Here is a 15,309-nt window from a genome sequence, read left to right as displayed (position 1 = left end):
TCCTACTTCTTAGCTGCACTGTTGTTTTTAAGCCGGTAATTACGCTGTGCTTCATACAAAGACAGAGGTGAAACAGAGTTATTTAACCTGTCAACATATATCCAGTCTTTATTCCAAGTGTCTTTTCTCTTGTCTATGACCAGTTCGCCTTGTGTTGATTTTACACCAACCAGGATAGTCCCGGGAAAATATTTGTAATCATCGTAACTTTTTCGAGAACCAAATCTCTCAAATTCATATACCCAATATTGAAACACATCGTCGCCATTTTTAAGTCCATCTAAAGAAACATTCCAGAAAGTATTCTTAGCAGCTGTATGAGGCAGATTCTCCAATGCACCACCTCCAGTTATATGACCAAAACCTTCGATCAGTTCAAAAAGGTTGCATGAAGGTGGGGAAAATGACTTATAGCTGAACCCATGAAAATCAAAATCACCTCTCGATACATTTCCTTCTGTGTCATATTTTATTTTTCTTACAACATTTCCATATGCATTACCCTCTAAACTAACCATATGAGTATAACTGGCTTTAAAAACCGCGTTTTGCAATAAATTATCACAGGCATGAGAATAGAACTTAACGCCACTATGCCCGTTGGCTCCGTCTAATACCAAGTTATCGATGGTCACATTTCTGGAGTCAAGAATATAAATGGGATTTACATAATCCTTAATCTTAACATTTGAAATCCACCCATGCGCAACTCTTACAAATTGAATAGCATTCCAGCCATAGTCCATAATTAGAGCCTCTCTGTTTATTGACCCCTCACAACCATGGTGACAGTAATGTCCATTCCAACGACTGGTAAATTCAATATTTTCGAGTCCCACTTCGGTAAGCATCGGAACTTTAGCCACAACAGGATCATATTTCATATCTATTGTTTCCCTCAAGGGTTGTTTTAAGCAGATGGTATCTCCTTTTGTCTGTTCTACTTCAACCAACCATTGATATGAGGGCATACTTTTTTCATCAGATTCTAGTGCTGACGTCATGTAGGATTCGAATTCCTTCCAAGGACTCAGTATCCTTTTTATCAGGCTTTCATCATCCTTTTGGCCGTACATAGCTACAAGTACAAAATCACCACTGTTTATAAAAGAATTATTTTCGGTAATTATTTGTGTGCTTCCCTTTCGTGCCGACTCTTTCAAACTTACAAGGTAATCTGGATGATATATTTCGCAACTATCAGCAGTTCCGCTATTGTATTTACTATCTAACCCCCAAAATTTCTCACTGCCTTGTATCTTATTTCCAACACGTATAATAGCGGGGCTTAACCATGGTTCTTTTTCTAACTGTATTAATGTTTGGCATTTTACAAATTGTGTCCCTTGTTCACCTCGTAATGTGATGTGAGAATAATCGATTGACAGAAAATTCCGTTCCCCGTCTATCGCGTTAAATAAATATTCTCCTTTCGGGAAAAAAATTACTCCGCCACCGTTTCGACCCACAGAATCTACTAAAGCCTGAATTTTTTGTATTTGATCCGTATCGATATCCGGGTAAATGTCATAATCGGTTACATCATATTCATTTCCTTTTTCAGTAGGAACTGAAGTCTCGCCATATTTGTATCCGGCATACGAAAAGTCAGGTAACAAAGCATCTACCCCCTTTTCTTTAAAATCTAGAAATAACTGATTGTGTTTGCTGTTTTCACATGATGTTATCATCAACAGCAGTCCCAAAACATAACTGAATATTTTCATTTTGACATTACTTTTTTAGTCGCATATTAAATTGAGCATTATACAGCGAAGCCGGCCATACATTTGTTCTGTTAAGACCTTCAACATAAATAAAATCTTCGTTTCTATCTTCAGAATTTTGTCCGATCTGAAGTGCTTTAGCATCGTTGTACACTCCAATAACCACGCTTCCCGGGTATAGCTTGTAACAATCGAAAGATATTCCTCCCCGCTTTTTAATGCTGTCGTAATAATTCCAGACACCATATGGAAAGAATTCATTATCAAGTTCCGAATGGTGGCTTGACTTTTCTTTTGCTTGAGCATGCAAATTCCAAAACACATTTTCTCTCCCCATATGTGGCATGTTATCAATGGAGCCTGCTCCCGACACTTTTACATTGGTAATATTTTCAAAAAGGTTATACACAGGAAAGCCTCCTCCATGCGAATCAATAGTACCATGAGGATCGGTTATTTTTATATTCGTAAACACACACCCATCCATCGCACCAGATCCTCCAATATTATGTGTTCGATGAGCAGTGAATTCACAGTCTTTTACAAGCACACTGCTTGAGCCCGGTGCTTTAATACCATGATGGCCATCAGTTCCGGAAACCGTTACATTCTGTACGGTTACGTTAGCTGATTCTAAAACTGTTAAATCCCATGTTAAGTTATGAAATGCCACATTCTTCACCCAGCTATTGCACGCATTAGCAATACGCAACGCACACCATCCATAATCCATCTCTCTGGAGCCGTGATGGATATATGGCCCATGCCAATTTCCTTCAAAACGAATATTCTCAAAACCGATATTTTCATAAAAAGCCTGCCTTTTTACTGTTGGCTTCCACTTGAGATCCATATCTATATCCAACGGCTTTTTCAGAGTTATTGTGTTGTTGTTTATACTAACAATCTGATTAAACGTGTTGTAAGGACTAAATTTTTTAAAATTGGTCCACTCAATTTCAGGAACTAATGGATAAGTTAAAATCTGACCTAATTCTTGCTGACGCTTTCCATTAACTACATGAGACTTTAAATATATTTGTATATTATCTCCTTTACTAAAATTACTTGCATCTTCTACTTCTATTTGAAATGTACCTCTTCTGGCGTTTTGGCTTAATTCAGTGAAAGCTTTGTTTTCCAGGTGTGGTTTTTTATTTCCTACCTCAAAAATAAAGTCTCCCCACCCATCAGGAGGCAGAAACTTATTAGCCATAAACAACACTGTTCCATCATTTCCGGAACCTTCTCCCCTGATAATTACATTGCTACTGTTAAGCGTTAACTTTTTAAATTCGTCAACATCTCCGTTTATAATGTATTTTCCTTTAGGGAACAACAGTACCCCACCTTTATTAGAAATTTTATCCAAAGCTTTTTGAATGGCGTCTGTGTCGTCAATTTCATCGTTAGGAACAGCACCAAAATCAGTAACTTTTAAGCGTACATTTTGAATTTCCGGAATAGCCTCTTCTCCATATTTATAACCAGCATAAGAAAAATTGTGCAATTGAGAGATTCCTCCCTGGCAAACATATTTTTTCCATAATTCGGGCACCCAACCATTTTCGGGCAAAGGATTCTTTTTTATCCACTGCTCCCATAACCTGTTATCCTCTTTTACATCAGGGTACACAGGGGCAAGAGCTTGATCTGAATGAGTTTCCTGCTTTTTCCTGTCGATGGTGTTAACTACCAAAAAAGATCTTTTGCTGTTAGAGGCAAGAGAACCTATCTCAACAGGGTTACCATTGTCGTCTCCTTTCAATAAAATAGTGCAATACTGCTTTCCCGTATTATGGTTTGTTCGCACAAACTTAGAGATGTCTATTTGATACAATTTAAATTCATCGTTATTGTCGATTGTGACATTCCCGACATTCGACATTGTTGAAGGTCTCTTTTCCCATGTAACGGGCGTTGTCAGCTTACTGCCTTTTCCGTCGTATAATTGTATGTTTGCAGCCCCCTGAAGTGCTTTTGCATTCAGATATAGAGATGCTTTTACCACATACCCGTCTATACTGCCTATATCGTAACTCAAAAAACATTCAACCTGCTTCTGAGGATCGCTGCTGCCCTTTACAATTAACTCTTCTGTGCTAAAGCCATTTGGGCTAATCGAATAATCTGTTGTTACAGAAATAGTTTTAGGACCTGACAAAATTACTTCTTGAGATATTTCCGGTGATACAGTTGCATTTAAAGTAGCATCAGTGTTTTCATTGTTCTCAGGCAACTCTCCGTTTAATTCGAGGTAAGCCTGCATACCACCAATCTTTCCCGCCCATTCTGATTCTTTGGATAAAATAAACCCCATTAAACCATTGTTTTCTTTTTGAACCAACGTTACGGACAAATTGCCCTCTTGCAAATGCTTGTTTACATAGTCGGCATCCAAAACAACTGTATGCCATTCACTTTTAGGTGTGGCAATAAGTTCAAAAGTTCCAATCGTACCATAAGCTTTCGGTTTGGAGTTCCAGTTTACTTTTGATTCTTTCCAATTAGAGTCAGAGCCCAATACGTCGATTATTAGCTTTTTATCGTCTTTCGCAAAGTTTCTTCCGCGAACAAATAACACTGCCGTTTTAACCTCTATATTCTTTTTGTTTCTAAACTTTAAAAGTATTTCGCGTGTATAACCTGCACTTCCATTCTTAATTAACAGTTTGGTGGCATCACCAAAATTATCATTAGCGAATTCGCCGTTATTAATGTAGCAATCCTCAATAGCCTGCAATTTTATTTGAGCATTAGCAGGCCTAAATGTCACAACCAGCAATGCTATTATTGTTATTAAATACCTGTATTTCATTTTGATAACATTTTTGATTATCTGTTTTTTACTACCTTCTCAACATAGTTCCCTCTCTCACCTTCTATTGAGATAATATAAATGCCAAAAGGAATATTCAATGGATACATATATCCTTTATTTATATTAACCTTTGAAGAAGCAATGACCTTTCCCTGAATATCGTACACTGTGAGTTTACTCTTCCCAAAGTGTTCATCAAAAATAACGCCCTGCTCTACTGCATACAAAGCCTTTCCTGATGTATTCACATTTTGCTTATTCAGTTTTTTGTTGCTCGAGACAACATCATTATATCCCGACAATCTGTTGTTTAGCTGGTAATGATATAACGATGCCGGCCTTATGCCTTCTTGATTGAACCCTTCGATTTCTATCCATTCATCAGACCGGTCGGTAGTGCTGTGTTCTACTTCCATTAAATAGTCGGGATGATAAACGCCGGCTAACACACTTTTGGGATATAGTTTATAGCATTCGTAATTTAACCCATACTTAGAATAATAATCCCAGTAGTTCCATAGCCCGGAAAAGAAGTCCATGCCGGGCCTTCTCGAATCTTGTTTCTTAGAACCTATCAGGTTCCAAAAAACATTGTATTGACCGGAGTGTGGCATATTTTGTTCAGCTCCTCCGCCATAAGTATAAACATTATTAATACATTCAAAAAGATTGTGGGATGCAAAACCGCCTCCGTGAAAATCGATCATTCCATCGAGGTAATTTATTCCAATGTTAGTAAATACATTGCCGTGCGCACCCCCTTCCGTACCAACAGTATGTGTTCTGAATGCATTAAAAAAAACATCTTTAACCAAGCAAAAAGACGAAGAAGGAGTTTTTACACCATGATGTCCATCCAATCCTTCTATTACAACATTTTGAACGGTAACATTTTTTGAAGAAGCTATTTGTATATCGCATACCATATTTTTAATAACCAAATCCTTAACCCATCCGTTCTTGACATTCGCTAATTCTATTCCACACCAACCATAATCAACTTCCCAATTTAAATGATGGCTGTATCCTCCCTGAAAATCAGACTCGAGCCTGAGGTTTTCAATACCCACATTTTCAATAAAAGTTAGTTTTTCCAATCTGGGATTCCACTCTGTTGATATTGTTTGCATTAAAGATTCCTTCAATTTTACCGTTTTTCCATCTACCACCTCTTCAATTTCAAAAAAGCATTCGAATGGAGAAAATCTCTTATAAAATGTCCAGGTTGTTTCAGGGGGCAACGGATGAGACAATAATCGGCTTAAGTCATCTTGTCTTTCACCATTCTTTGCTGGATTAAACATCCGTAAGCGCACAGCATCTCCGGCAACCAATCCGTTTGTTGAAGCTACGGTTAGAAGGTGGCTGCCTTTAGCTGCGTTTTTGGTAACAGAAAGATAGGGAGCACCGACGAAACTACCGGAGGCAGCATAAATCATTCCGCGTCCATAAGCTTCATTAATGTAATTAGCTAGAAATAGAATAGTTCCATCTTCTGCGTTTCCACTTCCTTTCAGAACTACATTGTCTTTCATTGTAACATAAGAATCATCAGCTGCAGCATTGAACAGGAACTTACCTTTCGGGATAACAACGGCCCCTCCTCCTTGAGACGCCGCATAATCGATAGCATCCTGAAAAGCCTGGGTGTCATCAATTAAATCATCAGCCACTGCTCCAAAATCTGTTACTACAGCAATTTCGGCAACATCAGGAAAAGCCTCTTCCCCACCTTTATAGCCCGCATATGAGTAATCATATAAAACACTATTTTCGGGATCAGCTTCAAAATCAGATAAAATATTAGTTTCCCACGTTTCAGACACTATCCCGTAACTTTGCCACTTAATTTCATCTACAACTATCGCTGTAGATGAAGTTAGGTTAGAAATTTTTATTTTGAATAATCCTTGAATATTTATATTATCAAGAGAGTATTCAGTGTCTTCAGCAATATTTCCATCCAAAGAAAACTGTTGTGAGACTGTGGAACTTCCATTATCCGGAATTATTTCCAGTTTAAATACTCTTTTTTCATTGGAGGACCAACACTTATTAACTTTAAATGAAACATAATTGACTCCACCATTAAGCCAAGAGGATTCTACGCTTCCCGTGTTATTTTTAAGAATCAGGCTTTTGCCCTCTATCGTATATGTTCCTGTTGCTTTTCTGCAATCTTTATATGTCCACCAATAAGCATTTGATGAGCTTTTGAACGTTCCATAGTTATAATTACTTTCCGGACAATTCTCCGCTTCTAAGTCTTCATGAAAAATTGAGTTTTGCGCCACGAGCAAGTCGGAATTCGTGAGCATAAGACTCACGAAAAACAACAAAAAACTCTTTCGAAAAAAACCATCCATATCAGAGGATTTTATTTAACAGCTTTAATTTTCTGATTTTAAGGAAAAACCAAGTTAAAGACATTAAGTCCTTAACTTGGTGACGGAAAAGCTATTCCATAATTATTTTTGTGGTTTCTATATGATCTTCAAACCAAAGAGACACCAGATATATTCCTGAAGGCAGACCATGTATATCCATGGTTTCATTGCGGAATTGTTTACTGTAAACAATTGCTCCTGCCAGATTATAAACCTTCACGTGGATAGGTTCATAAGATGCCTGTTTGTCCATTCGCTCAAGTTGGATGACACCTGATTTTAACGTCACTTTCACCGACTTATAGTTTCCAAGCTCACCATCATCAAACCCTTCTTCAACACTCGTCGTTTCAATTGTAGTCATATCCAGCTCAGACAAAACTCCTTCCCTGCTTTCAACTAATGTATAAACGTCGAAACTTGTTGCCCAAACCAACTCATCAACCGTAATGGTTGCTTGAGAAACAGACTTATCAACTACTTGCATTCCATTTACAAAACCATCTCCATAATATACAGCATCGGCATCAGGACCAGAGCTCCCTCCAACATAAGCACTCCAGTAAACTGTTCCCGGTCTGTCTACATCAATGATTACATCAGCGGTTCTATGCCTAATGTTTTTAACATCAACAATTTTATTTAATGGTTTCGAAAGGTTGATAACATAAGTTGCAGTATTGTTTTCTGACAAATTATTGCCAGCAACATCAAAAACATTGTTCGCTGAAACTGTTATTGTGTTATCATGAACCAACGACTCACTCATATCAGCGACTGTTAGTACAACACTTGCAGAGTCATTAATGTCAACGTTTAGCACGTTTCCATTTAGTCCTGCAGTGCCGCCAATAACATAGTCAGAAACCTCAAGGGATGGCTTCACAGCTTCCGAGAAATAAAGGATTAGCGTACCTGAATTTATAAACTCTAACTCAGGCAATACTTCGGGAGCTGTTCGGTCAATAATTATGGCAGCACGATTATTAGGTTCTGCAACAGTAAAAACTCCGTTTTTACCTTTTACATTTATTACATCAACGGTTATTGTTGTGCCATCAGCGCTGTGCTGAGTAGATGGAACTGTTAAATCAAATGTTTTGTCATCTACCATAACTACTGCTGACGGATTGGTTTCAACGCCATCAGAAAAAACCAATTTATAGTTGTCGGTCATTAGGGCGTCAGTTTCGTCAATAGCATACGTATAACGCAAACGCAGGGTAGTAAAATCGATGTATTCCAACTGCTTAACTACCTCGGGTTTTTCAACGGTAATACTCTTTTTATTTTCAACAGATAAACCATTGATTAAATTTCTGACATTATTGGATGTAACAGTAATCACAGACTTATTATCCAAGCCCGAGATGTCTTCTTTTGTCGTTATTTTAACCATGTTGCCTTCGAAATACTCCACTGTTGAAAGTTCCGTTTCAACCCCATCAAATTCCACCTTAAAATTATCGATGGTCACATCGCGGGAATCTATTAACTGATTATAACCCAATACAAATTGTTTTTGTGAACTTAGCAAAACAGTATCGACAAATGCCGGGGAATAGCTAGTCCATTTCACGTTATCTATAACAATATTTTGATTGGTAACGGTGGTGTTTTTTATCTCAAAAGGAACCCCTTCTTCCTTTGGCATTATGTTCAAGTCATCATATGTATACAGTTTTACCTCTGAAGGATTTCCGGAAATAGCAATGGCATTCTCGGCTAAAAGCTGATCTGCTATTGCACATTCAAAGTAACGATCATCATAGTTTGACCAAACCGTGTAAAACTGAAAAGAGACGGATGCTACACCTTGTCCAAAATTGTGTTTCAAAGTACTGCTATCTTTGAATCGCAACATAATTCCTTTTTCATATTCTGTATCCTCACGAGCGCTGGAATAAGTCCAGTTCAGATTGTGCTCTCCAACATAAGTATAATCGGTATAAGCACCTGTTAACGGAGCCTTAGAAAAAGTTTCGCAAAAATGCCAAACAAAATATTTTGCTACGGATTGTTGAGGATTTAGTTCCTTGCCGGATACAGCGGTTACGTTACTCACTCTTACTTCAATACCCGCATTGGGTTCAAGTTCTGACATGTCAGATGCCAGCAGCAGAGTTACTGCACTTCCACTAATATCAGCAGAAACAGGATTTCCGGTTAATCCGCCTGTGCCACTAATGGTATAGTTTGTCACTTCCGCGGCTTCGGCTGGATCTACATTTTCACTAAAATTCAGTTTAAATGTATTTTCGGACTGATACTCCAGCTGCACGTTAACAGTTAAATCTTGCGCAAATGAAGATATAGAAACGAAAACACATAATAACAGTATAATATATTTCATAATTAACTCTTTAATGCGTCTTAAATTCTGGATTCTATTACTTTACAAGTACCTTGCTAGAAGACACACCCAGAGGATCTGATACCATAATTAGGTAAATACCCTTACTTTCTACGGGAATAGAGACTTCTCTGTTGGCTGATTCTATACTGTTAACCAACTGGCCCGAAACATTATAAACGCTCACCTTCCCAATCTCTCTGCCAGCCTTTCTGATTACAATATTTTTTTCCCGGCTAAACACCGTAAGGTTATCAACTTCTGTATCTTTAATACCGGTAGATATTGGTTTATCCTTCCAGGTAATGTTATCAATCACAATTTCTCCGATATTAGATGAAGCATTTACAATGCGGAATGAACAAGCACCCACTATATCTATTCCGCTGATTGTATATTGAAACAATTCAAACCGATGTTCGCTTTGACGCTCATATGTCAAATCATTTTTTTCAAAAACCAAGTCATCATTGGCATCATAAACTTTCAACTGAAAATTTTGAACTCCCGAATTTCCAATCCAATTCTGTACCGCCAGAAAGCTCAATTCTTTCAACCCGTTAGATAATAAATTTGACTGGATATAGCCATAAGTGTCTTTTAACATGATACTTTTGTCTCCTCCGATAATATATTCCAGTGGTGTTCTTCCGTTTGAATACAGCCACGTGCCACCATTATTACCGGTAAAGGAACCTGTTTCATAACTATTGTCAGCAATGCTGGCGTTTTCTATTGTTTCCAGATTATCTTCAGTTCCAACCATCATTATATTATCAATTATAATAATCGTTCCTTCTGTTTTATTGGTGATTTTGTATGAATAACTTCCAGTTATGTTTAAACCATTAATTTGAATTTCGTAAATAGTCTGATCCGCACCAGCATTGGAAAAATCGTAAGTTGTAGTCTGTCCTAAGTCTTCATCAACAATTTCAACCGAAATTAAACGCTCCTGACCGTCTGTTATCCATCCGGCTCTCTGGTTAAAAGAGAGTTCCTTTAACCCACCTTGAAATACCGGTGATTGAATAATTCCTGCACCATCGCTTTTTAAAGCGACACTTTTACCATTAATATTTGTATATAAGCCCGGTATATAACGGCACTGTGTTAAATTCCATGTTAAACCGTTAGATGAACTGGTAAAACTAACGTCTCCATAGGTTCCCTCCGGAGCATTACTTGCATTAAAATTTTCGAAAACAGATGCCTGTGCAAAGTGTGCCACAAACAACATCACTGTAATTGCTATACCATAAGATTTTTTCATTTTATTAATATTTAGTTAGTTAAATTATCATTTGTAAAAACTTCGCGTTCTGGGATAGGCCAGTATAGTTTGTCGCTATTGTAAGGCAATTCAACCTGATCTGTTCTGTCACCAGGGCTTACCTGGCCTCTGATTGCTTGCACATAATACAATCGATCTCCTTCAAAAAACAACTCGATAGCACGTTCCCTGTGAGTAATATCAAGTAGCTCGGAGGTACTGTAACTATTATCCAGTGGTTCGTAATTGTCGCCGTAAGCCCTTTTCCGAACAATATTCAGATCGGTTATCGCCTGTTGATTACCTCCACCTTCTCCGGTAAGAAGACAAATAAGCGCACGGGTTAAGTGTAATTCAGGAGAGCGCATCATTGGGAAGCTGTAGGTTCTTGCTTTCCATTTGTCAGCCCATATTTTACCGTAAGAAATAGTAAACAACTCGCTATATCGTAAATCCTTTGCAGCTTCATCCGAATTATCCCAACCAACAAAAGCGGCAAAGGAGTCGTTCATATGAAACATTTTTCGGCGGCCAGATGCCGAACCTCCCGAAAAAAAGTGATAAACCCTCGGATATCTCCACTGAGAGTTACCGTTATAAGAGGCATACTGAAATACTGTTTCACTTGACATTTGTCCTAACCCTGATTGAGTGTAAGCATCAGCAGGGGAACCATTCAGCGGGTATTTATTGTCTCCTAATATTTCATTTATTAATGCCAAAGAGTTCTCCCAGAATTCAGGCCCCATCTGGAAGAAAACCCGACTCAACAAAAACTCGGCAGCATCTCGCTTAGCTCGATCCTGGTATGACTCCGGATCGCGATTTTCCTCGTATTCTTCCGGAAGAAATTGAATGGCATTATTTAAATCACTAATAATTTGTTTATAAGTACCATCAATGCTTTGCAATGCTCTTGTATCAAAAGGCCCTTCAGATATTGTCGTATCACAAATAATACCGGGTTGAGTCATATCCCCGTTTACGTCGTAAGGAGGACAGAATATTTTGCTCAATGTGTAAAACGCAAATGCCCGGTTGAAGTAGGCTTCTCCTTTCATTCTGTCTGCCCATCCAATTTCGCTGTCGTTAAATGGCCCCTTGCTGTTCAAATGCGTTAAAACCAAATTGGCGAAATGCACACTTCCATAGCCTGACTGCCATACATACTGCAAATAAGGAATTGAATTATTCCAGGTATTCCTGTTATACAATTGATCATGATTTCCATATTCTACATTTATGTCATGACTTGCGCTAATAATTCCCTCGTCTGACGCAAACGACGGAATAATAAAGCTTAAATCGCAGATGCCTTCATGGTACCCTTGCCAGGCGAAATAAGCAGAACTAACCAACTGTTCTAATTCCTTATTAGACGAAATATCTGTGGTTAGAATATCTGCAGGCATTTCTACTTCTTGAAAAAAGTCTTCACAACTTAGAAGTAAGAGGGAGATTAACACAGTTACAATATATTTCATAACGATTAAATTTTTTTGGTTTAAAAACTAAGTCTGGCTCCGATAGTGATAGTCCGAGCTTTTGGAAAAGGATCATACTTTACGTAACCCTGCCCCAGGTTGCGATCTGCAGTGACAGCATGTATGTCTCCATAGTTAACAAACTCAGGGTCGAACGATTTGAAAGGTGACCACACCCATAAATTAGACACTGTACTATACAGTGTTGCAGACTTAACTCCTACTTTCTTTAGTAAAGCATAAGGCAACTTGTATTTTAGCCCAATGTTTTGTAGTCTTATATAGTCACCCTTGTACAGGTACCTGCTGTGCTGTGTCCCCACCTGAGCTCCGGTATCGTCCAGATTATTATACGTTTGAATGGGGTATTCTGCATCTTCCCTGACACCCGGGATAAACGTTTTTCCGTAGATCCTGTCATCAATCGGATTAACTCCCTGTAATACAAAGCCATTGTTGGCAACTGTTTGGTCGTAGATATAGTTTCCCCCGGAGAATGTAAAAGAAACGTCTAATGTGAAATTTTTAACGGTAAAAGAATTAGTTATACCACCAAAATAAGTTGGCAACCCTGTTTTATTATTATGAAACATCCTGTTTTTCTGAATATTTTCGGATGTAGCTCTCACTATGTTACCGGTTTTTTCGGTAATCTGGCCGCCACTTTGCGCAAACTTTTCTTGATCAATTTCATAAATAGTTTCAAATCCTTGCTCATCCATACCTGCGTATTCTGCAATATAATAGCGCCCCAACCGCTCACCAGTCCATACAGAATTAAGTTGAAGTGTGTTTCCAAATGCAGGAGAGTAGCCTATCTGCAGTGGATTGCTAATTTCCTTGGATAGCTTTCCTACCTCGTTCCTATTTGTAGACAAGTTGACATCTGCTTCCCATTTGAAATTTTTAATGTTTACAATAGCGGCACTTATCTGAATTTCAAAACCCTGATTGAACATCTGGCCTACATTAATTAAAGACGTTGGTCCTGCGTTACCTGAATAAACTCCATGGCTAAGTGCAATAGGAGTATTCAACAACATATCTTCAGTTCGCGTATGGTAATAACCAATTGAACCATTAATTCGGTTTTCAAACAGTCCATAATCAAGAGCTAAATCGAACGTAAATGATTTCTCCCATGTCAGGTTATCAATGGCTAAATTTCCAAGAACAAGTGAATTGGAATTGCCATACAACGGCCATGTTTGATAGGTATTTATCCAGCTGAAACTAGGAATACTGGCATTTCCGGTTGAACCATAACTTGAACGGAGTTTTAATAAATTAAATGCCTTGAGATTGCTCATAAATTCTTCGTCACTTAAAATCCAACCGCCCGAGATTGACCAAAAATCGCCCCAACGATTTTTGGGAGCAAAAACAGAAGCTCCGTCGCGTCTATAGCTGGTTCCCAATAGATATCGATTATTCAAAGAGAAATTTGCTCTTCCAAAGAAAGACACAAACCGATCACTGGCAACTGAATACCGTCCCATTAAGAATGTTGCTCCTTCTGTATTCCCGAGTTGAATCCTTTGCGTTTGAAGGTCTTCGAAATCGGCCAACTGTACTTCATCTTTTCTTTCAAACATTTCAGTTCCTGCCATCAATTCCAATTTCAGGCTATTTACTCGCCTAGAATAGTTAGCAAATGCGTTTAATGTTGTATTTGATTTTATTCTTGTATTCTGAGTACCTCTGGCTGAGCCTGTTCTATTGTCCGAGCTTTTTAACCGAATCGCATCAGTAATATGAAATAACTGAGAACGTATGTTATGATCATAACCTCCTCTGGCTGATATCACCAGGTTTTCCAGAAGTTTGTAATCAAGTGAAGCAACTATACTGCCTCTATAATCTTGATTTCTATTGATTTGATTATTTTCCATTAATGAAGGATATGGGTTATAGCCTCCATATGGGTCAAAAAGTTCTCCACTTGGTGTATGACTAGGCATCATCGGTGTTGAACTTCTGTTTATGGTTCTCCAACCAGCTCTAGCTCCCCAGTTATTTCTTCCAACTTCGTTAATGCCCAGACTTCCGCCTTTCTGTGCATAATCATATTTATTGTAGCCAATTTTCGCTTTAATGGCGCCACTGAGTTTTTTTGTAACATCAAAATTCAGGTTCGATGTTAACCCATATTCTGTGCGCTCATCGCCAATCATTATTCCGGTAGCATCTTTAGTCCAAAAAGAGATATAGTATCTGGCACCTTTGCCGCCTCCGCTTAACGAAGTGGATATTCTTTTGAACATGCCCTGGCGCAATACCATATCTATCCAGTTATTATCAACCGTTTCAGCATACGCCCGGTTGTAAAAAGGATAAAGGCCTCTGTCATCATCAAAGTAAAAGGGCACCCAATGACTGAAATCTCTACCTGAGTTTTTACCCATTTCATCCAGCAACTCATAATGCTGAGCTGTATTTAAATACGTTTTGTAATTAACTGCTTCCGATGTGCCATATTCAGTGGTTAACGATATGTTGGCCACGCCAGTGCTACCTTGCTTAGTAGAAACGAGTATTACTCCATTAGCACCTCTTGAACCATAAATAGATGTTGATGCTGCATCTTTTAAAACCTGGATAGATGCAATATCATCAACATTGAGGTCTGCTAGTGGATTAGTAATATCCAACACTCCGCTGGATCGCAGATTGCTGTTTTCCTGGTCGGAATTAACAGGAACTCCATCGATAATCCATAATGGCTCAGTTCCTGAATTTATTGAATTGGTGCCTCTTACCTGGACTCTCATCGAAGCACCCGGCGTAGAACCAGTATTTGTGATTTGCAGACCCGAAGCTTTCCCTTGCAATACTTCACCAATTGAGGCGCCTCCTTCGTCGTTAAGAGATGTAATGGTGGAAATGGAAGACGTTACCTCTCTTTTAATCTGTGTTCCATACCCTACAGCAACAACCTCATTCAGTAAAGTTACCTCTTCTTCAAGCACAACATTTATTACTGTTTTGCCTGCTACGTTAACCTCGGTTCGTTTAAACCCGATAAAATTGAAGGCCAATACGGCGTCTCCATTCTGTAGATTAATTACATAATCACCGTTAAAATCTGAGATTGTGCCATTGCTGGTCCCCTTCTCTATGATATTAACTCCAGGAATGCCAATGCCACTGACATTAGTCACTTTCCCTTTTATTTGACTGACTACGGTTATGGAACACAATAAACACATGCTCATAACAAATAGTCGAGCGCTAAGTAACCTAATTTTCCTCATAAAATTTATC

General features: G+C 38.4%; 7 protein-coding genes. All 7 read right to left on the bottom strand.

The annotated features are described in order from the left end of the window. Positions 1–2: 2 nt before the first annotated feature. Positions 3–1,727 (bottom strand): glycosyl hydrolase family 28-related protein, encoded by a 1,725-nt coding sequence (locus BUB08_RS00855; RefSeq protein WP_072998080.1) that lies wholly within the window; start codon positions 1,725–1,727, stop codon positions 3–5. Between the two features lie 7 nt (positions 1,728–1,734). Further along, positions 1,735–4,545 (bottom strand): CBM96 family carbohydrate-binding protein, encoded by a 2,811-nt coding sequence (locus tag BUB08_RS00850; RefSeq protein ID WP_072998078.1) that lies wholly within the window; start codon positions 4,543–4,545, stop codon positions 1,735–1,737. 17 nt (positions 4,546–4,562) lie between these two features. After that, on the bottom strand, positions 4,563–6,914 hold the full coding sequence (locus tag BUB08_RS00845) for a glycosyl hydrolase family 28-related protein (protein ID WP_083570503.1): 2,352 nt from the start codon (positions 6,912–6,914) through the stop codon (positions 4,563–4,565). Positions 6,915–7,005: 91 nt separating this feature from the next. Further along, positions 7,006–9,288, bottom strand: coding sequence for a T9SS type A sorting domain-containing protein (locus BUB08_RS00840; protein ID WP_083570502.1), 2,283 nt, complete (start codon positions 9,286–9,288; stop codon positions 7,006–7,008). 37 nt (positions 9,289–9,325) lie between these two features. Further along, the gene (locus BUB08_RS00835; protein WP_072998073.1) at positions 9,326–10,561 is read right to left on the bottom strand and encodes a T9SS type A sorting domain-containing protein; all 1,236 of its coding nucleotides are present in this window, start codon (positions 10,559–10,561) and stop codon (positions 9,326–9,328) included. A gap of 11 nt (positions 10,562–10,572) precedes the next feature. Then, positions 10,573–12,045 carry a RagB/SusD family nutrient uptake outer membrane protein gene (locus tag BUB08_RS00830; protein ID WP_083570501.1) on the bottom strand — a complete coding sequence of 491 codons (1,473 nt, stop codon included), beginning with the start codon at positions 12,043–12,045 and terminating at the stop codon, positions 10,573–10,575. Positions 12,046–12,065: 20 nt separating this feature from the next. Beyond that, a complete protein-coding gene (locus tag BUB08_RS00825) occupies positions 12,066–15,254 on the bottom strand; it encodes a SusC/RagA family TonB-linked outer membrane protein (RefSeq protein ID WP_072998069.1) in 3,189 nt (1,062 codons plus the stop codon). Between the last annotated feature and the right edge of the window lie 55 nt (positions 15,255–15,309).

The organism is Mariniphaga anaerophila (genome assembly GCF_900129025.1).
GTDB lineage: Bacteria > Bacteroidota > Bacteroidia > Bacteroidales > Prolixibacteraceae > Mariniphaga > Mariniphaga anaerophila.
This window is presented reverse-complemented; position numbering and strand designations above follow the sequence as displayed.

Coding starts and splice junctions, on each gene's coding strand:
- BUB08_RS00850 (WP_072998078.1), bottom strand. CDS start 4,545: ATGAAATACAGGTATTTAATAACAATAATAGCATTGCTGGTTGTGACA.
- BUB08_RS00840 (WP_083570502.1), bottom strand. CDS start 9,288: ATGAAATATATTATACTGTTATTATGTGTTTTCGTTTCTATATCTTCA.
- BUB08_RS00835 (WP_072998073.1), bottom strand. CDS start 10,561: ATGAAAAAATCTTATGGTATAGCAATTACAGTGATGTTGTTTGTGGCA.
- BUB08_RS00855 (WP_072998080.1), bottom strand. CDS start 1,727: ATGAAAATATTCAGTTATGTTTTGGGACTGCTGTTGATGATAACATCA.
- BUB08_RS00830 (WP_083570501.1), bottom strand. CDS start 12,045: ATGAAATATATTGTAACTGTGTTAATCTCCCTCTTACTTCTAAGTTGT.
- BUB08_RS00845 (WP_083570503.1), bottom strand. CDS start 6,914: ATGGATGGTTTTTTTCGAAAGAGTTTTTTGTTGTTTTTCGTGAGTCTT.
- BUB08_RS00825 (WP_072998069.1), bottom strand. CDS start 15,254: ATGTGTTTATTGTGTTCCATAACCGTAGTCAGTCAAATAAAAGGGAAA.